Source organism: Delftia acidovorans SPH-1 (genome assembly GCF_000018665.1).
Taxonomy (GTDB): Bacteria; Pseudomonadota; Gammaproteobacteria; order Burkholderiales; family Burkholderiaceae_C; genus Comamonas; species Comamonas acidovorans.
In genome coordinates this window covers 1728644-1752710 of sequence record NC_010002.1, presented here as the reverse complement: position 1 = coordinate 1752710, position 24067 = coordinate 1728644, and the positions used below count along the sequence as shown (strand labels likewise).

Genomic DNA, 24067 nt, shown 5'->3' with positions numbered 1-24067 from the left:
TTTTGCGATCTACGCCTGCGGCTCGCGCGCCCAGGGCGCCAGCGCGAAGTGCGCGGCCAGGAAATCGATCAGCGCCTGCACGCGCGCCGGCCGGGCGCGCCCCGGCGGCGTGACGATGTGCAGGGCGATGGAGGGCACCTGCCAGTCATCCATGCAGGTCTGCAGCGCACCCGATTGCAAATCTTCCCAGGCCAGGAATTCGGGCTGCAGGGCCAGGCCCAGCCCGGCGCGCAGGGCCGGCGCCAGGCCCTCGGCATTGTTCACGCGCATGGCCGTGGGCACGACCTGGGCGAACTCGCCCCGGCGCGCATGCACGAAGCGCCAGGCCTCGCCCAGGCGGCTGTGCACATAGCGCAGCGCGCGGTGCTGCGCCAGCTCGCGCGGATGGGAGGGGCGGCCGTGGCGCTCGAAGTATTCGGGTGATCCCACCAGCAGCAGGCGCACCGTGCACAGGCGCCGCGCCAGCAGGCTGGAGTCGGGCAGCGAGGAGATGCGCAGCGCGATGTCGAAGCCCTGGGCCACGACGTCGATCAGCTCGTCGCTGAAGTGCAGGTCCAGCGTGACTTCCGGGTGCTCGGCCATGAAGGCGGGCACGGCCGGCGCCAGGTGCGAGATGCCGAACGACATGGGCGCCGCAATGCGGATGGGGCCGCGCAGGCTTTTGGACTGCTCGCTGATCTCGGCCTCCACGGCCTCGCCCTCGGCCAGGATGCGCGCGGCGCGCTCCAGCGAGGCCTGGCCGCTGGCCGTCAGCGACATGCGCCGCGAGGTGCGGTGGAACAGGCTGGTCTTGAGCCGCGTCTCCAGCCGCGTGATGGCCTTGGAGATGGTGGGCTGGGAGACGCCCAGGTCGGCGGCGGCCTTGGCGAAGGAGCCCGTCTCGGCCACCTTGGCGAAGATGGCCCAGGCTTCGAGGTCAGGAAGTCTTGGCATGAAATTTTTGGAATAGATGTCTTTGCATATTTTCTATTCTCTTCTTGATCGGCAAAACATAAAGTTCATCCATCGCAACACACAACGCAGCAGGAGAACACCATGATCGAACGCCGTCCCTTCCAAGCCCTTGGCGGTGCCAACCACGGCTGGCTCGATGCCAAGCATCACTTTTCCTTCGCCGGCTACCACGATCCGGCCCGCATGGGCTGGGGCGCGCTGCGGGTGTGGAACGACGACACCATCGCCGCCGGCACAGGCTTCCCGCCCCATGCCCACGCCAACATGGAAATCATCACCTACGTCCGTGAAGGCGCCATCACCCACCAGGACAGCCTGGGCAACAAGGGCCGCACCGAAGCGGGCGATGTGCAGGTGATGAGCGCGGGCACCGGCATCCGCCACTCGGAATACAACCAGGAAAAGGACACGACGCGGATCTTCCAGATCTGGATCATGCCCGACGAGCGCGGCCAGCAGCCCCCGTCCTGGGGTGCCAAGCCCTTCCCCAAGGGCGAGCGCTCGGGCAGCTTCGTGGCCCTGGCCAGCGGTCTGCCCGGTGACGAGGACGCCCTGCCCATCCGCACCGCCGCCCGGGTGCTGGGCGCCACGCTGAAGGCCGGCGAGAGCACGGAGTACCGCATCGGCCGTGACCGCCTGGGCTACCTGGTGCCGGCCAGCGGCTCGGTGCAGATCGACGGCGTGACGCTGCAGGAGCGCGACGGCGCCGCCATCAGCGATGTGGACAGCTTCCGTGTGACGGCCCTGGCCGACACCGAGCTGGTGCTCGTCGACACGGCGCGCTGAAGCGCCCTGCCCGCCTCTTCCCAAGAAAACATTTCCCGTACCCCGTCCAACCCCTCACAGGAGATCACCATGACCGACCGCAAGTACCTCGAAGTCCTGACGCCCGCCAACAGCCAGATCATCTTCATCGACCAGCAGCCGCAGATGGCCTTCGGCGTGCAGTCCATCGACCGCCAGGTGCTCAAGAACAACGTGGTGGGCCTGGCCAAGGCGGCCAAGGCCTTCGGCATTCCCGCCACCATCACCACGGTGGAGACGGGCAGCTTCTCCGGCCACACCTATCCCGAACTGCTGGCGGTGTTCCCCGAGCACCCACTGCTGGAGCGCAGCTCCATGAATTCCTGGGACGACCAGAACGTGCGGGACGCACTGGCCAGGAACGCCGCCCAGGGCCGCAAGAAGATCGTGGTCTCCGGCCTGTGGACCGAGGTGTGCAACACCACCTTCGCCCTGTCGGCCCTGCATGACACGGACTACGAGATCTACATGGTGGCCGACGCCTCGGGCGGCACGTCGCTGGACGCGCACAACTACGCCATGGACCGCATGGTGCAGGCCGGCGTGGTGCCCGTGACCTGGCAGCAGGTGCTGCTGGAATGGCAGCGCGACTGGGCCCGCCGCGAGACCTACGACGCGGTGATGGACATCGTGCGCGAGCATTCCGGCGCCTACGGCATGGGCGTGGACTATGCCTACACCATGGTGCACAAGGCCGCCGAGCGCGTGCAGCATGGCGAGACCATGGGCCCGAACCCCGCCAAGGCCTGAGTACCAGCGCCGCCGCCGGCCCGCCAAAGGAGTCTCGCCATGAAGCTCTATGCACTTTCCCTGGGGGCCGGCCTGCTGGTCGGCGTGGTCTACAGCCTGCTGCAGGTGCGCTCGCCCGCACCGCCGCTGGTGGCCCTGGTCGGCCTGCTGGGCATCCTGGCCGGCGAGCAGATCGTGCCCGTGGGCCGGCATCTGCTGCAGGGCATGGACCTGCGCAGCGCCTGCAGCAAGACGCAGGCCACCGAGCATGTGCTGGGCCAGTTGCCCGGCCGCAAGAACGCCGATGCCGATGCCGATCGGCACCACGGCTGATCCCTCCCCTCTCTCCAAGAAAACTGCACCATGACCACGCGCAGAAAAGTCCTGGGCTCCGCTGCCACCCTTGCCATGGGTGGACTGCTGGGTTGCACCACCAACGCTCGCCAAGGAGCCTCCATGTCCGATTCCACGCCCGAAGTCATCTTCCACAACGGCCGCTTCACCACGCTGAACAAGGCCCAGCCCACCGCCACCGCCGTGGCCGTGAAGGACGGCCGGTTCATCGCCGTTGGCTCGGACGCCGAGGTGCTGGCCCTGGCCGGCAGCGGCACGCGCCGCATCGATCTGCAGCGCCGCAGCGTGCTGCCCGGCCTGTTCGACAACCACACGCACGTGATCCGTGGCGGCCTGAACTTCAACCTGGAGCTGCGCTGGGACGGCGTGCGCTCGCTGGCCGACGCGCTGGACATGCTCAAGCGCCAGGTGGCCATCACGCCTGCGCCGCAGTGGGTGCGCGTGGTCGGGGGGTTCACCGAGCACCAGTTCGTGGAAAAGCGCCTGCCCACCATCGACGAGATCAATGCCATCGCGCCCGATACGCCGGTCTTCCTGCTGCACCTGTATGACCGCGCCCTGCTCAACGCCGCCGCCCTGCGCGCCGTGGGCTACACCCGCGACACGCCCCAGCCTGCAGGCGGCGAGATCACGCGCGATGCCAACGGCAACCCCACGGGCCTGCTGCTGGCCAAGCCCAACGCCACCATCCTCTACAGCACGCTGGCCAAGGGCCCCAAGCTGCCGCTGGACTATCAGGTCAATTCCACGCGCCACTTCATGCGCGAACTCAACCGCCTGGGCGTGACCGGCGTGATCGATGCGGGCGGGGGCTTTCAGAACTACCCCGACGACTACGACGTGATCCAGAAGCTCAGCGACGCCAACCAGATCACCGTGCGCCTGGCCTACAACCTGTTCACGCAAAAGCCCAAGGAGGAGAAGGCCGACTTCCTCAACTGGACGCAAAGCGTGAAGTACAAGCAGGGCAACGACTATTTCCGCCACAACGGCGCGGGCGAGATGCTGGTGTACTCGGCCGCCGACTTCGAGGACTTTCGCCAGCCGCGCCCCGACATGCCCCCCAGCATGGAGGGCGACCTGGAGGAAGTGGTGCGCGTGCTGGTGCAGAACCAATGGCCATGGCGCCTGCACGCCACCTATGACGAGACCATCTCGCGCGCGCTCGATGTGTTCGAGAAGGTGCACCGCGACACGCCCATCGACGGCCTGAACTGGTTCTTCGACCATGCCGAGACCATTTCGGACAAGTCCATCGACCGCATTGCGGCGCTGGGCGGCGGCGTGGCCGTGCAGCACCGCATGGCCTACCAGGGCGAATATTTCACAGAACGCTACGGCGCACGCGCCACCGAGGCCACGCCGCCCGTCAAGAAGATCCTGGAGCGCGGCGTGAAGACCTCGGCCGGCACGGACGCCACGCGCGTGGCCTCCTACAACCCCTGGGTGTCTCTGTCGTGGATGGTGACGGGCAAGACCGTGGGCGGCCTGCAGATGTACCCCCAGCGCAACCTGCTGGACCGCGAGACCGCGCTGCGCATGTGGACCGAGAACGTGGCCTGGTTCTCCAACGAGGAAGGCCTGCGCGGCCGCATCCAGGTGGGCCAGCTGGCCGACATGATCGTGCCCAGCAAGGACTACTTCGCCGTGCCCGAGGACGAGATCTCCTTTCTCACCTCCGAGCTCACCGTGGTGGGCGGCCGCGTGGTCTATGGCGCAGGCCCCTTCCAGCAGCATGACGACAACCCGCTGCCGCCGGCCATGCCTGACTGGTCGCCCGTGCGGCGCTTTGGCGGCTACGGCGCCTGGGGCGAGCCCGAGGGCGCGGGCAGGAACTCGCTCAACCCCGCGCGCTACCGCAGCCTGGCGGCGGCCTGCGGCTGCGGCACCAGTTGCGGCATGCACGGCCACAGCCATGCCGACGCATGGGCATCGAACGTGCCGACCTCGGACCCCCGAAGCTTCTTCGGCGCGCTGGGCTGCTCCTGCTGGATGGCCTGAGGACCACACGCATGACACCCGCCATGACCCAAGCCAGTACGTTCTCCGGCCGCCTTGCGGCCACCGCACGCCCGGTGTTCGGCAGCCAGGCCGTGCGCCTGGTGGCCTACCTGGGCCTGTGCGCCGCCTATCTGCAGGGCGGCCTGGTCAAGCTCACCGACTTTCCCGGTGCGCTGGGCGAGATGGCCCACTTCGGCCTGTCGCCGGCACCGCTGTTCGCGGTCCTGGTGATCGCGCTGGAGCTGGGCGCCTCGGCCATGATCATCACCGGCCGGCTGCGCTGGCTGGGCGCCCTGGCGCTGGCCGCGTTCACGCTGCTGGCCACCTTCGTCGCGCTGCGCTTCTGGGAGCTTCCCGCAGGGCAGGAGCGCTTCATGGCGGCCAATTCCTTCTTCGAGCATCTGGGCCTGGTCGGCGGCTTCCTGTTCGTCGCCTGGCATGACCTGGGAGAGCGCCATGACCGCTGATTCGACCCGGCCCGCAGCCACTGCCTCCGGCAGCTTCGCGCCGCTGCGCCAGCCCGTGTTCGCGGTGCTGTGGGCGGCCACGGTGCTGGGCAACATCGGCAGCTTCATGCGCGATGTGGCCAGCTCCTGGATGGTGACCGAGCTGTCGGCCAGCCCGGCCGCCGTGGCCCTGATCCAGACGGCGGCCACGCTGCCCATCTTCCTGCTGGCGATTCCGGCCGGCGTGCTGTCCGACATCCTGGACCGCCGCCGTTTCCTGATCGGCATCCAGATCCTGCTGGCCGCCGTCAGCGCCAGCCTGCTGCTGCTGGCACGCACCAACACGCTGACCGTGGAGTACCTGGTGGCGCTGACCTTCGTGGGCGGCATAGGCGCGGCGCTGATGGGGCCGACCTGGCAGTCCATCGTGCCCGAGCTGGTGCCGCGCAGCGACCTCAAGAACGCGGTGGCGCTGAACTCGCTGGGCATCAACATCGCACGCGCCCTCGGCCCTGCGGCCGGCGGCCTGCTGCTGGCCAGCTTCGGCGCGGCGGCGGCCTACGGCGCGGACGTGGCCAGCTATGTGTTCGTGATCGCCGCGCTGGTCTGGTGGAAGCGCCCCAAGGCCGAGGCATCGGCCCTGAACGAGCAGTTCTTCGGCGCCTTCCGCGCAGGCCTGCGCTATGCCCGCTCCAGCCGCGAGCTGCATGTGGTGCTGCTGCGCGCCGCCGTGTTCTTCCTCTTCGCCAGCTCGGTCTGGGCCCTGCTGCCGCTGGTGGCGCGGCGCATGCTGGGCGGCTCGGCAGGGTTTTACGGCGTGATGCTGGGCGCCGTGGGCGCAGGCGCCATCCTGGGTGCGCTGGTGCTGCCGCGCCTGCGCAAAAGGCTGGATGCCGATGGCCTGGTGCTGCTGTCCTCCGTGCTCAGCGCCGCCGTGATGGCTGCGCTGTCCACCGCGCCGCCGCAATGGGCCGCCGTGCTGCTGATGCTGGTGCTGGGCCTGGGCTGGATCATTGCGCTGACCACGCTCAACGGCGTGGCCCAGGCGGTGCTGCCCAACTGGGTGCGCGGCCGGGGACTGGCCATCTACCTGATGGTGTTCAACGGCGCCATGGCGGGCGGCAGCCTGGCCTGGGGGCTGTTCGCGCAGGGCGTGGGCATTCCCACGGCGCTGCTGATCGGCGCGGCAGGCCTGGTGGCCATCTCGCTGGTGTTCCACCGCATCAAGCTGCCCACGGGCGAGGCGGACCTGCAGGCCTCCAACCACTGGCCCGAGCCGCTGCTGGCCGAGCCCGTGGCCCATGACCGTGGCCCGGTGATGATCCAGGTGGAGTACCAGGTGCGCCGCGACGACCTGCCAGCCTTCATCGAGGCCATGCAGCATGTCGCACGCGAACGCCGCCGCGATGGCGCCTATGCCTGGGGCATTGCCGAGCACACGGGCGAGCCGGGCCGGGTGATCGAGTGGTTCCTGGTGGAGTCCTGGGCCGAGCATCTGCGCCAGCACCAGCGCGTGTCCAGGGCCGATGCCGATCTGCAGGCCCAGGCGCTGCGCTTTCACATCGGCCCCGGGCGGCCCGTGGTCCACCACTTCCTGGCGCTGGATGCCGCCAGTGCCGCCAGTGCCGCGAGCGGGCATGCGCAGGTACCGGCGCACGGCCACGCCCACTGAAGCGTTGCGGCAGGCCTGCCCCTGCCCTGCGCCCGGCCTGCGCCCGGCCTGCCAGGACACCTCAGCGGATATCCAGCCGCTCCAGTGCACGCACCAGGTCGGCCAGCGTGCGCACCTGCATCTTGCGCATGGCCTGGCCACGCCGCACCTTCACCGTGATCTCGCTCACGCCCAGGTCCGCCGCGATCTGCTTGTTCAGCAGGCCGCGCACCACGCCCACGACCACGTCCTGCTCGCCCGGCGACAGCGATTGCCAGCAGGCGCGCAGCGCCTGTTCACCGGCCTCCAGCGCGCGGCGCTGGCGGTCCAGGGCAATGCCCTGCTGGATGGCGTCCAGCAGGTCCTGGTCGCGGAAGGGCTTGGTCAGGAACTCGATGGCGCCGGTCTTCATGGCCTCCACGCTCATGGGAATGTCGCCATGGCCGGTGATGAAGATGGTGGGCAGCTTCAGGCCCATCTCCAGCATCTGGCGCCGGAAATCCATGCCGCTTTGGCCCGGCATGCGGATGTCCAGCACCAGGCATGCAGGCCCCGCGGGCGGCTGCCGCTGCCAGTGGTCCAGAAACTCGCGCGTGGCGCCGAAGGCGCGCACGCACAGGCCCACCGAGGCCAGCAGGTCCTCGATGGCGGCACGCACCGAGGCGTCGTCATCGACGATGTAGACAAGTGCCTCGGCCTCGGCCGTGGAGGGTTCAACCATGGCGCAATCCCGTGGAAGACCTGTCGCCCGTGGCCGGGGCGCAGGCAATGGTGATGTGAAAGACCGTGCCGCCGCGCATGTCCTCGCGGTCCGTGGCCCAGATGCGGCCGCCGTTGGCCTCGGCCATGTGGCGGCAGATGTTCAGGCCCAGGCCCATGCCGTCGGGCTTGGTGGTCCAGAAGGCATCGAACAGGTGGGTGCGGGCCAGGGGCGACAGGCCTTCGCCCGCATCGGCCACGGTCAGCACCAGTTGCTGGCCCAGGGCCTGGGTGGTGACGGTGATGCGCCGCTGCGCGGCGGGCGTGCCCTGCATGGCATCCATGGCGTTGAGCAGCAGGTTGGCCAGCACCTGCTGGATATGCACGCGGTCGGCCCAGGCCGGCTGCAGCGCGGGCGCCAGTTGCAGGTCCAGGGCCACGCCGCGCCGGTCCAGCTCGGCATCCGACAGGCGCGCCATCTCGCGCACGGCGTCGTTGAGGTCGAAGGACTGGCGGCTGGGCGCCTCGCCGCGCGCCATGCTGCGGATGCGGGCAATGACATCGCTGGCGCGCTGCGCATCGCCCAGGATGCGCTCCAGCGCCTGGCCGGCCTTGGCCAGATTGGGCGGGTCCTGGGCCAGCCAGCGCTGGCAGGCATTGCCGCTGGTGACGATGGCCGCCAGCGGCTGGTTGACCTCATGGGCGATGGAGGCCGTCAACTGCCCCAGGCTGGTGGTCTGGGTGATGCGCATCAGCTGGGTGCGCGCCTCATGGGCCGCGTTCTGGGCCGCCACCATCTTCAGGCCCAGATAGGCCGTGATGGCAATGGCCAGGATGCTGATCACCATGTTGATCAGTCCGGTGCGATAGGCACCGGCAGGCGTGAGCGCGAAGCTGGCCAGGGTCAGCACGATGCACAGCGCCGTGAGGCCGATGACCACGCGCGGGCTGAACCAGCGCACCGCCACCAGGATGATGGCGGTATGGAACACGGCGGCCGCCACGGCGTAGTCGGTCAGCGTGTCCAGCGCGAAGATCGCGGCCATGGCGGCCGCCATGGCCGCCAGGATCAGGGCGCGGGGCCAATGGGGAAAGCGGCGCAGAGCGGTGGTCATGGCGTGCAGGGAAAAGGAATGGACTGTCAGCTGCCAATTCTCATTCAAGAAGGCTCTGCACCTGAATGCAGGCTATACCCGAACCGTACGATACTGGCGCGACCCAAAACAAGGGACACCGAGGAAGGGCCTGGGCCGGCCGCGCCGCCCCGCACCGAAGGTGTCGTCCCCCTCCCGCGTAGCGAGAGAGGGCGCCGTGCATACGGGGGAAGCCGCGCAGCGGCTCAGGGGGTTCACAACACTGGTCGCCGGCCCACGCTCAGTTGGAGCTCCACCGTGGCCTTGGCCAGCTCGGTCTCTGCTTCCAGCGATCCCAGGTAGGCGTCGTCGGCCGAGCGCTGGGCGGACAGCAGCTCCAGCAGCGAAGCCTCGCCATGCCGGTAGGACAGGCGTATGCCCTCGAGCACGCGCTGTGCATCGCGCAGCACGCCGTCGCGGTAGCGCTGCACGTTCTCGCGCGCGGCGGTCAGGCGAAAGCGTGCGCCGCGCACATCGGCCTCGGCCCGGTTCTGGGCCTGCTGCAGGGCCAGCATGGCCTGGGTCACGGCCGCCTCGGCCTGCACCAGATCGCCCCGGTCCAGGCGCGACAGCGGCAGCGGCACGCTGACCGAGACCGACAGCGTGCGCGAGCGCCCGCCGCCATCGAAGGGATTGCCCTGGGCATCGGTGCCGGCCGCCGTGGACGGCACGGCGGCCATGCCCACGGCCAGCGTGGGATTGACCCAGCGGTTGGCCCGGGCCAGGCCCGCGTTGTCGCGCGCATGCTCGAGCGCCGCCTGGGCGATGCGCACCTCGGCGCGCGACTGCAGCGCCTGGGCGACCAGGGCATCGGCATCCTCCAGCCCCGAGTCTTCGGCCAATTCCATGAAGCCGCATTGCAGCGTGTCGCTGGCAAAGACTTCGGACAGGCGGCGCCCCAGCGGGACGGACAGTGCCAGCCGCGCGGTCTGCGCCTCGGCGCGCGCCTGCACCACCTCGGCCTGGAAGCGGTCGCGCTCCACGCGCGACTGCAGCCATTCCACGCCGCCGATGTCGCCGGCCTTGCGCCGCAGCTCGTTGGCCTGCACCACATCGCCCAGCGCCTTCAGCGTCTGCTGCTTGCGCTCCAGCGCCAGCGAGTCGCGGCAGGCCTGGGTGTAGTCCTGGGCGGCATCGGAGAACAGCTGGCTGCGCACGCCTTCAAGGCCGGCCTCGGACAGGCGCACCTGGCTGCGTGCGGACTGGATGCGCGCGGCGCGCTTGCCGCCTGTCTCCAGCTCCATGCTGATCTCGTAGTTGCGCGTGGTGGGCCGGGGCTGGCCGGTGCGCACCTGCTCGCGCGAGGCGCCCAGCGTGAGGCTGGGGTCGGGGCGTATGCCGGCGATGCCGATGCCGGCACGCGCGGATTCCACGCCCTGCTCCTCCGAGCGCAGCAGGGGGCTGTGCTGCTCCACGGCGTTGAGGTAGTCGGAAAAGCGCAGGCCGGCGGACGGCGCCGTCTGCGCCTGGGCTGCGGCGCCAAGGCACAGCAGCAGGGCCAGGGCCTGCCTGGGGAAGAAAGGGGTCGTTTGCATGGCGACTCGCATCAATGGGGTTGGCTCGTTGCGGTGCGATGCCCGCCCTCGTCCTCGGCGGCATCCAGATCGCCGCTCTCACTGCGTTCAGCGGCGCGGCGCTGGCGGCGCTCGGCCGCGCGGGCGGCACGGGCCTCGATCACGTAGTAGAGGTTGGGCAGCAGCAGCAGGGTCAGCAAGGTGGCGCTGAACAGGCCGCAGACCACGACCGTGGCCAGGGGCCGCTGCACGTCGCTGCCCAGGCCCGTGGCCAGCATGGCCGGCGTGAGGCCGAAGGCGGCGACGGTGGCCGTCATCAGCACGGGGCGCATGCGGCTGGAGGCGCCTTCGAGCACGGCTTCGCGCAGGCCCAGGCCGTCCTCGCGGCGCAGGCGGTTGATCTGCGAGACCATGAGCACGCCCGAGAGCACGGCCACGCCGAACAGCGCGATGAAGCCCACGGCGCTGGAGACGTTGAGCGTCATGCCGCGCAGGTGCAGGCCCGCAAAGCCGCCGATCATGGCCAGCGGCACCACGCCCAGCACCAGCAGCGGCTGGCGCATGTTGCCGAACTCGCCGAACAGCAGCACCAGCATGATGCCCAGCGTCAGCGGCAGGATCATGAGCAGCCGCGCCTCGGCACGCTGCAGGTTCTCGAACTGGCCGCCCCACTCGATGTGCAGCTTCTGGCGGTCGTAGTCCAGGTGCTGGTCGATGGCGGTGTGCGCATCCTTGAGGAAGCCCGCCAGGTCGCGGCCGCGCACATTGAGCTTGACGAGGATGTGGCGCTCCCCGCCCTCGCGCACGATGACGCTCTGGCCCACGGTGGTGGTGATGCGCGCCACGTCGGCCAGCGGCACCTGGGCGCCATTGGCGGCCGACAGGCGCAGCGCGCCGATGGCCTCGGGGCTGCTGCGCGTGTCGGGCGTGAAGCGCACGGCCATGTCGTAGCTGCGCTCGCCCACGTAGAGCTGGCCGATGGAGGCCCCGCCCACGCCGGTGGAGATGAGCTGCGCCACGTCGGAGGCATTGATGCCGTAGCGCGCGGCAGCGGCGCGGTCCAGCGCAATGCGCAGGTTCGGCAGCGGCGGCTCCACGTCCACGGCCACGTCGGCCGCGCCGGGCACTTTCTCCAGCACAGCCACCAGTGCATCGGCCACGCGCCGGTCCTCGGCCAGATCCTGGCCGAAGACCTTCACCGTGAGATCGCTGTGCGCGCCCGACAGCTTGTCCTGCACGCCGTCGATCATGGGCTGCATGAAGCCCACGGAATAACCGGGCAGCTGGTCGAAGCGCGCGGCCATCTTCGCGATCAGCTGCTGCTTGGTCAGGCCCGACTTCCATTCGCCATAGGGATGCAGGCCCACGCTGGCCTCGATGTGCGAGGGCGTCCAGTAGTCCGTGCCGTCATCGTTGCGCCCGGTCTGGGTGACGATGTAGGAGACCTCGGGGAACTCCAGCGCGGCGCTGCGCAGCGCGTCGGCCATGTCGCGCGCCTTGTCCAGCGTGATGCCGGGCGGCATCTGCACCTGCAGCCAGATGGAGCCTTCGTCCAGGTACGGCAGGAAGTCGCGGCCCATGGTGCCGGCCAGCACGCCCAGCGCCAGCAGCGAGGCCACCACCGCCCCCGCCAGCCAGCGCACGCGGCCCACGGCCACGCCCAGGAAGCGGTCATAGGCCGTACCCAGCCGGTGCAGCACGGGGTTGTGGAAGATCTTGCGCGGCCTGCGGAAGGCCAGCCAGGCCAGGGCTGGCGTGAGCAGCAGGGCCACGGCCAGCGCCCCCACCAGGGCCGCGCCCACCGCGCTGGCCATGGGCGAGAACAGCTTGTACTCGATGCGCTCGAAGGCGAACAGCGGCAGGTAGGCGGCCGCGATCACGCACATGCCGAAGAAGATGGGCCGCGCCACCTGAAGCGTGGCCGTGATGGCGTCCCTGGGCGTGAGCGGCCGGTTCTGGTCGGCCTCACGGCGCCGCAGGATGTTCTCGACCACGACCACGGCGCCGTCCACCAGGATGCCGAAGTCGATGGCGCCCAGCGACAGCAGGTTGGCCGGAATCTTCGCATGGTGCATGAAGATGAAGGCCAGCAGCAGCGCCATGGGAATGGTCAGCGCCACGATCAGCGCCGCGCGCGGACTGCCCAGGAAGACCAGCAGCACCAGGGTGACGACGATCAGCCCTTCGGCCAGGGTCTTGCCCACGGTGTGGGTGGTGCGCTCGATCAGCGTGGTGCGGTCCAGGTAGGGCACGACCTTCACGTCGGGCGGCAGCAGCTTGCCGTTGAGCTCCTCCACGGCGGCATGGATGCCCTCCAGTGCCTGCGAGGGGTTGGAGCCCTTGAGCAGCAGCACGATGCCCTGCAGGGTGTCGGAGTTGCCGTCCTTGCCCAGGATGCCGCGCCGCTCCACGTTGCCGTAGGTCAGCCGCCCCAGGTCCTTGACCAGCACGGGCGTGCCGCTGTCCGTGGTCTTGACGACCACGTTGCCCATGTCGTCCAGCGAGCCCAGCAGGCCCACGCCGCGCACCACATAGGAGACATCGCCCCGGTCGATGACGCTGCCGCCGCCGCTGGCGTTGTTGGCATTGATGGCCTCGATCACCTGGGACAGCGCCAGCCCGTACTGCAGCAGCCGCGCCGGGTCCAGCTCCAGCATGAACTGCGTGGTCAGGCCGCCGAAGTTGGTCACGTCCACCACGGACTGGGCCTTCTTCAGGCGCGGGATCACCACCCATTGCTGCAGCTCGGACAGCTCGCGCAGGCTGCGCACGGGGCTTTCCAGCGTGTAGCGGTAGACCTCGCCCGTGGGCGAGCTGTAGGGGTCCAGCCCGGCGCGGGCGCCATAGGGCAGCGTGACCTCGTCGATGCGCTCCTTCAGGCGCTGGCGCGCCCAGTAGCCGTCCACGCCGTCCTCGAAGACCACGGTGATCAGCGACAGCGCGAACAGGCTGCGCGAGCGCAGCACGTGCATGCCGGGCGTGGCCAGCAGGGCACGCTCCAGCGGGATGGTGATCTGCTGCTCTATCTCCTCGGCCGCCAGGCCTGGCACCTGGGTGACGATCTGCGAGGTCACGTCGGCAATGTCGGGATAGGCCTCCAGCGGCAGCTGCTTCCAGCTGAACACGCCATACAGGGCCGCGAAGCAAAAGACCAGCCAGACCACGCCGCGGCGCGAAAAGCCGATGTTGACGATGCGCTCGATCATTGCAGCAGCACTCCCCCGTTGACCACCACGCGCTCGCCGGCCGCCAGGCCCGAGAGGATCTCGGCCTGGCCGTCCTGCTGCGCGCCGACCTGCACGTCGCGCGGCTCGAAGCGCCAGCCGCCCTTGTCCACGAAGACGCGCGTGCTGACCTGGCCCTGCAGCAGGGCTGCGGCCGGCACCATCACGGCCTGGCGCGCCGGGGCGTCGAATCCCACGCGCGCAAACATGCCGGGGCGCAGCCGCCCTTCGGGGTTGTCCACGGCCACGCGCACCTTGACGCTGCGCGTGGCGGTGTCCACCAGCTCGCCCACGTACTGCACGCGGCCCTGCAGCTGCAGGTCGGGATAGGCGGCCAGCGCGATGTGGGCCTGCTGGCCCACGTCCACATGGGCCAGGTCGCGCTCGCTGACGCTGGCGCTGAGCCAGACCTTGCGCAGGTCGGCCACGGTCATGACGGAGGCATTCACATCGTTCCAGTAGCCCCCCTGCGACCCCGCCATCTCGACCACGCGCCCGCTGATGGGCGACTTGACCACGTAGCTGCCGCGCGAGCCTTCCTGCACGGCCGCACCCAGCTGGGACAGGTGGTCGGAGGCGGCGCGCGCATCGGCACCTGCTGCGGCCAGCGACTGCTGCGCGGCCTCGTAGTCCTTGCGCGCGGCGATCTCGGCATCGAACAGCAGCTTCTGGCGGTCGAATTCCTGGCGCGCGTGCAGCAGCGCGGCCTGGGACTTGGCGTGCTCGGCACGCACGCTGGAGATCTCGGAGGAGTCCATGGTGATCAGCGCATCGCCGGCCTTCACCGCATCGCCCAGCTGGTGGTGCAGGCGCACCAGGCGGCCCGCCACGGGCGGCGTGATGCGGACCAGCTTTTCAGGCTCGGCCTCGATGGTGGCGGGGGCCGACAGGCGGGTCTGCAGCGGCTGCAGCGCGATCTCGGCCACCTGCAGGCGCTCGCGCAGCGGCGAGCCTTCGGGCACCACGATGAGGTTGCCTTCGCGGCGCACGGGGGCCGGCTGCGGGGCGGCGGTGGCTGCATGGGTGGCTGCCGTGGGCTCGGCCGGCCCGTTGCAGGCGGCCATGGCCACGCTGATCAGCAGCCCGCCCACAGGCCAGGCGGCCGCCAGCAAGGGATGGCGCTGGTGCAGGCCATGGGGTTGACCATGGGGTCGGCCTGATCGTTCAGAAGCGAGAAAGCGGGTCATCCTGAGGTCTCCGGGTGCCACGGACCCGCGCAGACCTCTCGCCCCTTCAGGCGATCACAGGCCTCCGCCCGGGTCCGGGCAGATCAAGAAATGGAAGAAGGGAAAGACGGAAAGGGGCGGCGCGGCAGCGCCTGGCAGGATCGGGATCGGAATCAGGATCGGGGTCCATGGGGTACTCCTTTGCGTGTGGGTGGCGCAGTCCCCGTGCAGGCCGGGAGCCCTGTTTGCTGCAGTGCAATATGTGCCCGGAATTATCAAAGGCGAAAGTGCCTGCGGCCAGCCTTTGTTGGGAAGGCTGGCCTGTTCATTGGTGGATGCGGGATATACCTTCGTATAGAAGATGGCCGGCACAAGCCCCGATCGGCCCGGCCCCCTCGGCCCGGCCCGGAAAGCAAAAAGCCGCCAGCGCGGAGCGGGCGGCTTGCGGGCGATGGCCTGCGGGAAAGCTCAGTCCACTTTCAGGCCGATGGCTTTCACCAGTTCGCCAAAGCGCTCGCGCTCGGTGGCGTGGTGGTCGATGAAGGCCTTGCGGCTCAGCGGCGCGGGCGTGGCGCCCAGGGTGAGGATGACGTCGTTGACGTTCTTTTGCTCCAGCGCCTTGGCCACGGCAGTGCGAACGGCCTCGATCACCGATTCGGGCGTGCCCGTGGGCGCGTAGATGCCGAACAGCGTGTCCGCATCAAAGCCAGGCAGGCCGCTTTCGGCCAGCGTGGGCACGTTGGGGTACTGCGGCGAGCGGTGCGGGCTGCCGATGGCCAGCAGGCGCAGCTTGCCGGCCTCGACCTGCTTGAGGCCCGGACCCGGGTCGAACCAGAACTGCAGCTGCCCGCTGAGCACGTCGCTGAGCGCCGGGCCCGCGCCCTTGTAGGGGGCGTGCACGGCATCGACACCGGCCATGCGCTTGAACATCTCGCCGGCCAGGTGCGGCGAGCTGCCCTGGCCCGGCGAGCCGTAGGACAGCTTGCCGGGGTTGGCCTTCAGGTGCTTGATGAAGTCGGCCACGTTGGTGGCGGGCACGGCGGGATTGGTCTCCAGGAACACATGCACGCGCGCCACGGCAGCCACGGGCGTCAAGTCCTTTTCGGGATTGAAGGCCAGCTTGCTGTAGATCATCGGGTTGATGGTGATGGCCCCGCCCGAGCTGAGCAGCAGCGTGTAGCCATCCTTGGGCGCGCGCACGGTCTCGCTGATGCCGATGTTGCCGCCCGCGCCGGGCTTGTTGTCCACCACCACCGACTGGCCCAGCACCTGGGACATGGTGGGCGTGATGGCGCGCGCCAGCACATCGGCCGCGCCGCCGGGCGCGAAGTTCACCACCAGGCGCACGGGGCGCTCGGGCCATTTGTCGCCGGCCTTCTGCGCCAGCGCAGGGACCGAGGCCGTCGCGCCCAGCAGGGCCAGCAGGCCCAGGCGGCGCCAGCGGCTGAAGGGGGTTGTCTTGTGCATGAGCTATGTCTCCTTGGGTTATGAGTTCTTGAAAACGGTGAGGGCGCCTGAAGCAGCAGCGGCGCAACGATCAATCCAGCCGTATGCCCGCCGACTCGATGACCTGGCCCCAGCGCCGGCTTTCGCTGCGCCAGTAGTCACGCATCTGCGCAGGCGTGCCGGGCAGCGGCTCCAGCGACAGCGCCTCGAAGCGCGCCAGCACGGCAGGCGAGCGCAGCGCCTGCTGCAGCGCCACGGACCAGGCCTGTACGGTGGCGTCGTCCGTGCCTGCGGGTGCGACCAGGCCCTGCCAGGCATGGGCCTCGAAGTCCTTGACGCCCTGCTCGGCCAGCGTGGGCACGGCCGGATGGCTCTTGAGCCGCTCGGCGCTGGCCACGCCGACGACGCGCAGCTTGCCGGCCGCAATGTGCTGGGCCGCCGCCGCGCTGTCGGCCAGCATGAAGGGGATCTGGCCGCCGATCACGTCGATCAGGGCCGGCCCCGCGCCGCGATAGGGCACATGGGACATCTTCAGGCCCAGGCGCTGCGACAGCAGTTCGGTGGCCAGGTGGTGGGGCGTGCCCAACCCCGGGCTGCCGTAGCTGACGGGGCCTGGCTGGGCCTTCACCCACTGCGTGAACTCCTGCAGGTTGTGCACCGGCAGCTGGTTGCCGACCACGAGGAACAGCGGAAAGCGCGCCAGCAGGCCGATGGGCACGAAGTCCTTCTCGGCGTTGTAGGCCAGCTTGCGAAACAGGTGAGGGTTGGCCGCCAGCGTGGCGAAGTCGGCCGTGAAGACCAGGCTGCCCAGCTCGCGCGTGCGCGCCGCGTATTCGGCGGCGATGTTGGTGCCGGCCCCGGGCTTGTTCATGACGACCACGGTGCGGCCCAGGGCCTTGCCAAAGGACTCGCCCACGGTGCGCGCCACGGCGTCCGAGCCGCCGCCTGCGGCAAAGCCCACCACCCATTCGACGGGCTTGCCGGTCTGGGCGTGTGCCGTGCCCATGCCCAGCAGGGGCGGGGCGCCTATGGCCAGTGCGGCCTTGAGTGCTTGTCTGCGCAGCATCTTGTCTCCTTCTTGTAGTGGCTCGTTTTGCCTTGAGCGCGTTCAGCGCGGTGCGACGGCGCCCGCGTTCCCGGACAGGCTGACCAGTGCGTGCAGCGTGCGCGTCACGGGCACGGCAATGCCCAGGCGGTCGGCCACCTGCAGCACGGCGCCATGGATGGCGCCCGTCTCGGTGGCACGGCCGGCCAGCAGGTCCTGCAGCATCGAGGGCTGGTGGCCCCGGTGGTGGTCAAGCGCATCGCGCACCGCCGCGCCCACGCGCTCGGCGCTGGCGGCGACGCCATGGGCATGGGCGACGGACAGCACCTCGTCCAGCACGCGCTGCAGCAGGGCCTCGCCCTGCGGATTGGCCAGTCCGTCCACGGTCTGGCGCGTCACGGCGCACACGCCGTTGAAGGCGGCATTGAAGGCCAGCTTTTCCCAGATGGCTTCCTGCACCTGCGGGTCGATGCTGCAATGCATGCCTGCGCGGTTGAGGTCTTCCGCCAGCAGGTCGAAGACCGCGCTGCGCTGGCCGTCGCAAGGCATGAAGCGGATACCGCCCTGCCCCATGGAGCTGACCTCGCCCGGCGACATCACGCGCGCAGGCCAGGTGGTCACGCCCAAGGCGATGCGTTCGAGCGGCACCATTTCACGCAACACATCGGCATGGCCTATGCCGTTTTGCAGGCTCAGGAAATGCGTGTCCGGCCCGATGAGATGGGCAATGCCCTGCAGCGCGGCCCGCGTATGGGCCGACTTGGTGAAGACCAGCCACAGCGCGGGCCCTGCCGTGAGCTGCTCGGCCCGCGCGGCACGCACGCGGGCCTGCAGCAGCCCCTCATCGGTGTGGCAGCGCGCGCCATCACGGTTCAGGGCCTGCAGCAGCTCGTCGTTCACGTCGACCAGGGTCACGTCCAGGCCGATGCGGGCCAGCCGCGCACCGAACAGGGTGCCCATGGCGCCTGCGCCGAGGATGCCTATGCTTCTTGTGTTTTCCATTGCCGTGTCTCCTGCAGGGGGCTTCGCCTCAGGCGACCTCGACCTCGACCACGATGGGCTTGGGATGGGCCAGCGCGCGCTCCAGCACATCGGCCAGCTCGGCCGCGTTCTCCACATGCACGCCGTCGCAGCCCTGGCCACGGGCCAGCGCCACGAAGTCGATGTCGGGCAGTTCCGTGCCCTCGACCTTCTCGCCCTCGCGGTAGCCGAAGACATGGGCGAAGTCCTGCAGCGCCGCGTAGCGGCGGTTCTTGAGGATCACGAAGCTGATGGGCAGGCGCAGCTGGGCTGCGCTCCAGAGGGCCTGGATGGCATACATGGCCGAGCCATCGCCGATGACGGCGACCACCTTGGCCTCGGGCTTTGCCAGCGCCACGCCCACGGCGGCCGGCATGCTGTGGCCCAGGCCGCCGCTGCACATGGTGTAGAAGGTGCCCGAGTGGAAGATGGGCAGGTAGGTCTGGATGGTGGAGCGCGAGCTGGGCGCCTCTTCCACCACGATGCTGTGGCGGTCGCGCACCTGGGCCAGCGTGTGCATGGCAAAGGCCACCGACATGCGATCGCCTGCGGCGGGCGCGGCCGGCACGGGCGCTGCGGGCCGGGGTGCGGGCGCCTGGCGCGGTGCGGGCGCGGGGCGCTGCAGCAGCTCCTCCACGCCCATGCGCACATTGCCCACGGCGGCCGTGCCCACAGGGGCCCAGGCGGCAATGGCCGGGTCTTCGATCAGCTGGTAGAGCGCCGTGCCTTCGGGGATGTGCGGGCCCTCGCCTTCCACGTGGTACGTGAAGGCGGCCGCGCCCACGGCGAAGACCACGTCATGGCCGGACAGCAGCTGCACGATGCGCTCGCGCATGGCGGGCAGGAAGCCGGCGAACAGGGGATGGTCCTCGGGGAAGCTGCAGCGCCCGCTCATGGGGGCCACGAAGACGCGGGCCTGGTGGCGCTCGGCCAGCGCGACCACGGCATCCCAGCCCTGGGCCCGGTCCACGGCCGCGCCCACGACCAGGGCCGGGGCACGCGCGGCGTCCAGCGCCTGGCCGATGAGGTCCAGCGTGCGCGGATCGGGCCGCGTCTCGAAGCCCACATGGCGCAGCGTGACGGGCTCGGCCGGCTTGTCCCAGTCATCGGCGGGAATGGAGACCAGCACGGGGCCGCGCGGCTCCTGCATGGCGATGTAGTAGGCGCGCGCCAGCGCCTGGGGCACGTCTTCGGCGCGCGCGGGCTCGCAGCTCCACTTCACATAGGGCTTGGGCAGCTCGGCGGCCTGGCTGGAGTGCAGGAAGGGGTCGAACTGCAGCAGCGAGCGCGCCTGCTGACCCGCCGTGATCACCAGGGGCGTGCGGTTCTTGAAGGCCGTGAAGATGTTGGCCATGGCGTGGCCCACGCCCGCAGCCGAGTGCAGGTTCACGAAGCTGGCATTGCGCGTGGCCTGGGCATGGCCGTCGGCCATGCCCACGACGACGGTTTCCTGCAGGCCCAGCACATAGGAGAAGTCTTCGGGGTAGTCGCGGAACAGCGGCAGCTCGGTCGAGCCCGGGTTGCCGAAGATGCGCGTCATGCCCAGCTCGCGCAGCATGGCGATCACGGCATGGCGCACGGTGTAGGTCGCGGTGGAGGTCGCGGTGGAAGAGGATGCCTCGGCGGGCTGGCTGCGCGGTGTGGTGGGTGCTTGCAAGATGGGGTCTCCTGGGAAATGGGCCGGCCGCCCGGTGCGTGCCGCGCGGTGGCCATGGAAGTCGGTGCCCATGGTGCAGGCGCTTATGATTTCCAGCAATTGAATAAACTATCTAAGAGATATTCACCAAATGGATATCAAGAACCTGGACCTCAACCTGCTGCGCGTCTTTGACGCCGTGTACCGCCACTGCAGCGTCAGCCGCGCGGCCGAGGAGCTGGGCATGTCCCAGCCCGCCGCCAGCCAGGCCGTGACGCGGCTGCGCCTGCTGCTGGGCAACCCGCTGTTCGAGCGCGCGCATGCGGGCGTGCGCCCCACTCCGCGTGCCGAGCGCCTGGCGCTGGCCGTGCGCCAGGCGCTGGAGGTGCTGGAAGTCGCCATGTCCGAGGCCCAGAGCTTCGAGCCACTGCAGGCGCGCCAGCGCTTTCGCATCCACCTGAGCGACATCGGCGAGGCGCGCTTTCTGCCGCCTCTCATGCAGGCGCTGCACCAGCGCGCCCCGCATGTGCAGCTGGAGACCCTGCCCATGCCGCTGGACGGCATTGCCGATGCGCTGGACCGGGGCACGCTGGACATCGCCATCGGCTTTCTGCCGGGTGGCACGCGGACCCGGCAGACCGTGCTGCTGTCCGACCACTACGGCGTGCTGCTGCGCAGCGGCCACCCCGCGCTGGCGCACCTGCCCGAAGGCGCGCCACTGGCGCTGGCCACGCTGCGCCAGCTGGATTTCGCGGCGGTGCGCTCGCATTCGGAGACGCTGCGCATCCTGCAGGCGCTGCGGCTTGATGAGCGCATCCGCCTGTCGGCCGCGCATTTCATGGCCGTGCCCTCCATCGTGGGCAAGACCGACCTGGCGGTGATCATGCCGGCCGAGATCGCGGCCGGCTTTGTCGAGCGCGGCGGCTATGCGGTGCGCGATGCCGACCTGCCCGATCACCACTTTGACGTGTCGCTGCACTGGAGCTGGCGCTTCGAGCAGGAACCGGCCAAGCGCTGGCTGCGCGAGCTGGTCTGCGAGCTGTTCCAGCAGCCCCGGCACCGCGAGGCCGCCGCGCCCTGAAGGGCCCGCCGTCACGGCCATGACTTGCGGGCTGCCAACACTAGAGCGTGTTATGCACTTTTACGTGCCCGCGAAAGCCGGGAAAGGGGTCCGGAACGAGGCGTAGCACGCGCCGCGGTTGCCACACCGCAAGCGGGCTGCAACGAAGGGCCGGGCCCCTTTCCCGGCTTTCCCTTCGGGTTGGCTCTGCGCGCAGGCGCTCGCGGCGTTGCAGCGCTTGCCAAGGCATGAGCCTTGGCGGCGCACTGCGCCTTGCGATCACCAGCGCGCAGAGCCAACGCGGGTACTTAAAAGTGCATAACACGCTCTAGCCTGCCGACTCAGTTTCGTCTAAGAAACCGGCGCCAGACTGGTCCCTGCGCCGACAAGGGCACGCGGCCGGCCCGCCGAAGATGGGCACCGGCCTGTTTCATCCACTCTCCAGGAAAGACTCACCATGCAACTCAAGGACAAGGTCGCCTTCATCACCGGCTCGGCCAGCGGCATCGGCAAGGAGATCGCCACGCTGTTCGCCAGCGAGGGCGCGCGCATCGTCATTGCCGACCTCAACAAGGAGGCGGCCGATGCCACGGCGGCCGAGCTGCGCGCCACGGGAGCGCAGGCCATGGGCGTGGCCGTGGACGTGACCGACGAGGCCCAGGTCAACGCCTCGGTCGAGGAGGCCGCCCGGGCCTTCGGCGGCATCGACATCCTGGTCAGCAATGCCGGGATACAGATCGTGCATCCGGTGGAGGAATTCAGCTTCGCCGACTGGAAGAAGATGCTGGCCATCCACCTGGACGGCGCCTTCCTCACCACGCGCGCCTGCCTCAAGCACATGTATGCGCAGGGCCGCGGCGGCAGCGTGATCTACATGGGATCGGTGCACTCCAAGGAGGCCTCGCTGCTCAAGGCGCCCTATGTCACGGCCAAGCACGGCCTGATCGGGCTGGCCAAGACCGTGGCCAAGGAAGGAGCCAAGCACGGCGTGCGCGCCAATGTGATCTGCCCGGGCTTTGTGCGCACGCCGCTGGTGGACAAGCAGATTCCCGAGCAGGCCCGCACGCTGGGCATCAGCGAGGACGAGGTCATCAAGAACGTGATGCTCAAGGAAACCGTGGACGGCGAGTTCACCACCACCGAGGACGTGGCCCGCGTGGCCCTGCTGTTCGCGGGCTTTCCCAGCAATGCGCTGACCGGCCAGTCTCTGGTGGTCAGCCACGGCTGGTTCATGCAGTAAGTCGCCAGTCGGCCCCTCCATCGGCCCTCAATCGGCCTTCAGGCCCAGCGCACGCGTCACGGCGGCATAGCGGTCGATGTCGGCCGCGATCAGCGCCTGGAATTGGCCCGGTGTCTGCCGCGCCAGGGTGTAGCCCTGGTCGCGCAAGCCAGCGCTGACGGCGGGATCGGCCAGCGCCTGCTCCAGCGTGTCATGCAATGCCTGCACCGTGGCCCGTGGCGTGGCGGCAGGTGCCAGCAGGCCGTGCCACTGCTCCACCGCAAAGCCCGGCAGGCCGCGCTCGGCCACCGTGGGAACGCCGGCCAGCTGCGGCAGTCGCTGCGGCGCCGTGACGGCCAGGGCGCGCACGCGGCCTGCAGCGATCATGGCCGCAGCACTGCTGGCCGTGACCATGCCCGCCGCCACCTGGCCTGCCGCCACGGCCGTGATGGCCGGGCCGCAGCCCTTGTAGGGCACATGCTGCACAAAGCGCTTCGCGTCGCGGGCCAGCATCTCGCCGGCCAGGTGCTGGGGCGTGCCGTTGCCGCAGGAGGCGAACAGCAGCGGCCGTTCCTGGCGCGCCTGGGCCAGCGCATCCTCCAGCGTCTGCAGCGCGCTGTCCGCAGGCACGACCAGCACCGAGGCAATGGAGCCTGCGTTGAACACTGCCGTGAAGTCCTTGCGCGGGTCGAAATCCAGGCGTTCGTAGACACCGGGGTTGATGGCGAACGAGCTGTTGGCCATCAGCAAGGTGCTGCCGTCCGCTGCGGCCTGGGCCACGGCATGGGCGCCAATGTTGCCGCTGGCGCCGGGCCGGTTCTCCACCACCACGGGCTGGCCCAGGCGCTGCTGCAGCTGCTCGCCCAGGCGCCGCGCCAGCAGGTCCGTGCCGCCGCCCGGCGGAAACGTCACGACGATGGTGATGGGCCGCTCCAGGCGCGTGCCGGCCTTGCCCGGCGCCGCCAGCCACAGCCCCGATGCGCCAGCCAGCAGCGCGCAGGCCGCCAGCGTCCAGAGTCTCCGCCCGCGCAAAGAAAATGCCATGACCGAGTCCTCAGGTGTCGAGGCCGATGTCGAGAACCCGGGCGCTGTGCGTGATCCAGCCCACGGCGATCTGGTCCACGCCGGTCTCGGCCACGGCGCGCGCCGTCTCGGGCGTGATGCGGCCCGAGGCTTCGGTCACCGCGCGCCCGCGCGCCATGGAGACGGCCGTGCGCAGCGTGTCCAGGTCCATGTTGTCCAGCAGCACCACTTCCACGCCCAGGGACAGCGCCACCTCCAGCTGCTCCAGCGTGTCCACCTCCAGCTGGATCTGCACCATGTGGCCCACGCCTGCGCGCGCCCGGGCCAGGGCCTCGGCCACGCCGCCGGCCAGCGCGATGTGGTTGTCCTTGATCAGCACGGCATCGTCCAGGCCGAAGCGGTGGTTGCTGCCGCCGCCCACGCGCACGGCGTACTTCTGCAGCGCGCGCAGGCCCGGCATGGTCTTGCGCGTGCAGGTCACGCGTGCGCCCGTGTCGGCGATGGCCCGCGCGATCGATGCCGTGGCCGTGGCCACGCCGCTCAGGTGGCACAGGTAGTTGAGCGCCACGCGCTCGGCGGTGAGGATGGCGCGCGCGCTGCCGTGGATGCGCGCGATCTCCTGGCCGGGCGCCAGTTCGCTGCCATCGCGCAGCACCGGCTCGAAACGCGACTGCGCATCCAGCGCACGGAACGCCAGCCGCGCCATGTCCAGCCCGGCCAGCACGCCCTCCTGGCGCGCCACCAGGCGCAGTTCGGCCTGTGCGTCGGCAGGGACGATGGCATCCGTGGTCAGGTCGCCCGCGCGGCCCAGGTCTTCCAGCAGGGCCGAGCGCACCAGCGGCTCCAGCATCAGGTCGGGCAGCGGCGGCACAGGCAGGCGGGCACTGAGGGCATTGGCAGTATTAATGCTCATTTTGAGTATATGTAGGTCAAAAAAATGTGG

The 24067-nt window shown here is 69.7% G+C and carries 20 protein-coding genes; 8 read left to right on the top strand and 12 right to left on the bottom strand.

What is annotated here, in order from left to right:
• Window positions 1–9 precede the first annotated feature (9 nt).
• The gene (locus tag DACI_RS07830; protein WP_012203490.1) at window positions 10–933 is read right to left on the bottom strand and encodes a LysR family transcriptional regulator; all 924 of its coding nucleotides are present in this window, start codon (window positions 931–933) and stop codon (window positions 10–12) included.
• Window positions 934–1035: 102 nt separating this feature from the next.
• Between DACI_RS07830 and DACI_RS07825 the strand changes: the two genes are divergently transcribed.
• From DACI_RS07825 to DACI_RS07800, 6 genes are all read left to right on the top strand, one after another.
• Window positions 1036–1740 carry a pirin family protein gene (locus DACI_RS07825; protein WP_012203489.1) on the top strand — a complete coding sequence of 235 codons (705 nt, stop codon included), beginning with the start codon at window positions 1036–1038 and terminating at the stop codon, window positions 1738–1740.
• Between the two features lie 69 nt (window positions 1741–1809).
• Window positions 1810–2508 carry a hydrolase gene (locus tag DACI_RS07820; protein ID WP_012203488.1) on the top strand — a complete coding sequence of 233 codons (699 nt, stop codon included), beginning with the start codon at window positions 1810–1812 and terminating at the stop codon, window positions 2506–2508.
• A 39-nt stretch (window positions 2509–2547) separates the two neighbouring features.
• On the top strand, window positions 2548–2820 hold the full coding sequence (locus tag DACI_RS07815; RefSeq protein WP_012203487.1) for a XapX domain-containing protein: 273 nt from the start codon (window positions 2548–2550) through the stop codon (window positions 2818–2820).
• Window positions 2821–2943: 123 nt separating this feature from the next.
• Window positions 2944–4842 (top strand): amidohydrolase, encoded by a 1899-nt coding sequence (locus tag DACI_RS07810; protein ID WP_012203486.1) that lies wholly within the window; start codon window positions 2944–2946, stop codon window positions 4840–4842.
• 23 nt (window positions 4843–4865) lie between these two features.
• Window positions 4866–5309, top strand: coding sequence for a DoxX family protein (locus DACI_RS07805; protein ID WP_174549386.1), 444 nt, complete (start codon window positions 4866–4868; stop codon window positions 5307–5309).
• Entirely contained in the window at window positions 5299–6960 is a 1662-nt protein-coding gene (locus DACI_RS07800) for an MFS transporter (RefSeq protein ID WP_012203484.1), read from the top strand. The genes DACI_RS07805 and DACI_RS07800 overlap by 11 nt, the downstream gene beginning before the upstream one ends.
• Window positions 6961–7021: 61 nt before the next feature.
• Here the strand turns inward: DACI_RS07800 and DACI_RS07795 are convergent, their stop codons facing one another.
• The 9 genes from DACI_RS07795 to mdlC all read right to left on the bottom strand — a co-directional run bounded on the left by DACI_RS07795 (window position 7022) and on the right by mdlC (window position 19843).
• A complete protein-coding gene (locus DACI_RS07795) occupies window positions 7022–7660 on the bottom strand; it encodes a response regulator transcription factor (RefSeq protein ID WP_012203483.1) in 639 nt (212 codons plus the stop codon).
• Window positions 7653–8753 carry a sensor histidine kinase gene (locus DACI_RS07790; RefSeq protein ID WP_050771880.1) on the bottom strand — a complete coding sequence of 367 codons (1101 nt, stop codon included), beginning with the start codon at window positions 8751–8753 and terminating at the stop codon, window positions 7653–7655. The genes DACI_RS07795 and DACI_RS07790 overlap by 8 nt, the downstream gene beginning before the upstream one ends.
• Window positions 8754–8986: 233 nt before the next feature.
• Window positions 8987–10306, bottom strand: coding sequence for a TolC family protein (locus DACI_RS07785; protein ID WP_043780878.1), 1320 nt, complete (start codon window positions 10304–10306; stop codon window positions 8987–8989).
• Between the two features lie 11 nt (window positions 10307–10317).
• Window positions 10318–13491 carry an efflux RND transporter permease subunit gene (locus DACI_RS07780; RefSeq protein ID WP_012203480.1) on the bottom strand — a complete coding sequence of 1058 codons (3174 nt, stop codon included), beginning with the start codon at window positions 13489–13491 and terminating at the stop codon, window positions 10318–10320.
• Window positions 13488–14696 (bottom strand): efflux RND transporter periplasmic adaptor subunit, encoded by a 1209-nt coding sequence (locus tag DACI_RS07775; RefSeq protein WP_012203479.1) that lies wholly within the window; start codon window positions 14694–14696, stop codon window positions 13488–13490. The genes DACI_RS07780 and DACI_RS07775 overlap by 4 nt, the downstream gene beginning before the upstream one ends.
• 447 nt (window positions 14697–15143) lie before the next feature.
• The gene (locus DACI_RS07770) at window positions 15144–16142 is read right to left on the bottom strand and encodes a Bug family tripartite tricarboxylate transporter substrate binding protein (protein ID WP_012203478.1); all 999 of its coding nucleotides are present in this window, start codon (window positions 16140–16142) and stop codon (window positions 15144–15146) included.
• Window positions 16143–16212: 70 nt separating this feature from the next.
• Window positions 16213–17187 (bottom strand): Bug family tripartite tricarboxylate transporter substrate binding protein, encoded by a 975-nt coding sequence (locus tag DACI_RS07765; RefSeq protein WP_012203477.1) that lies wholly within the window; start codon window positions 17185–17187, stop codon window positions 16213–16215.
• Window positions 17188–17229: 42 nt separating this feature from the next.
• Window positions 17230–18168 carry a ketopantoate reductase family protein gene (locus DACI_RS07760; RefSeq protein WP_012203476.1) on the bottom strand — a complete coding sequence of 313 codons (939 nt, stop codon included), beginning with the start codon at window positions 18166–18168 and terminating at the stop codon, window positions 17230–17232.
• Between the two features lie 28 nt (window positions 18169–18196).
• Entirely contained in the window at window positions 18197–19843 is a 1647-nt protein-coding gene (gene mdlC / locus DACI_RS07755; RefSeq protein WP_012203475.1) for a benzoylformate decarboxylase, read from the bottom strand.
• 130 nt (window positions 19844–19973) lie between these two features.
• Here mdlC and DACI_RS07750 point away from each other — a divergent pair, with 130 nt between their 5' ends.
• Window positions 19974–20903, top strand: coding sequence for a LysR family transcriptional regulator (locus DACI_RS07750; RefSeq protein ID WP_012203474.1), 930 nt, complete (start codon window positions 19974–19976; stop codon window positions 20901–20903).
• A 436-nt stretch (window positions 20904–21339) separates the two neighbouring features.
• Window positions 21340–22122: a 3-hydroxybutyrate dehydrogenase gene (locus DACI_RS07745; RefSeq protein ID WP_012203473.1), complete on the top strand. Its 783-nt coding sequence runs from the start codon at window positions 21340–21342 to the stop codon at window positions 22120–22122.
• Window positions 22123–22149: 27 nt separating this feature from the next.
• Here the strand turns inward: DACI_RS07745 and DACI_RS07740 are convergent, their stop codons facing one another.
• Together DACI_RS07740 and nadC are read right to left on the bottom strand one after the other, a co-directional pair.
• The gene (locus DACI_RS07740; protein ID WP_012203472.1) at window positions 22150–23145 is read right to left on the bottom strand and encodes a tripartite tricarboxylate transporter substrate-binding protein; all 996 of its coding nucleotides are present in this window, start codon (window positions 23143–23145) and stop codon (window positions 22150–22152) included.
• Between the two features lie 10 nt (window positions 23146–23155).
• Window positions 23156–24037 carry a carboxylating nicotinate-nucleotide diphosphorylase gene (gene nadC / locus DACI_RS07735; RefSeq protein ID WP_012203471.1) on the bottom strand — a complete coding sequence of 294 codons (882 nt, stop codon included), beginning with the start codon at window positions 24035–24037 and terminating at the stop codon, window positions 23156–23158.
• Window positions 24038–24067 lie beyond the last annotated feature (30 nt).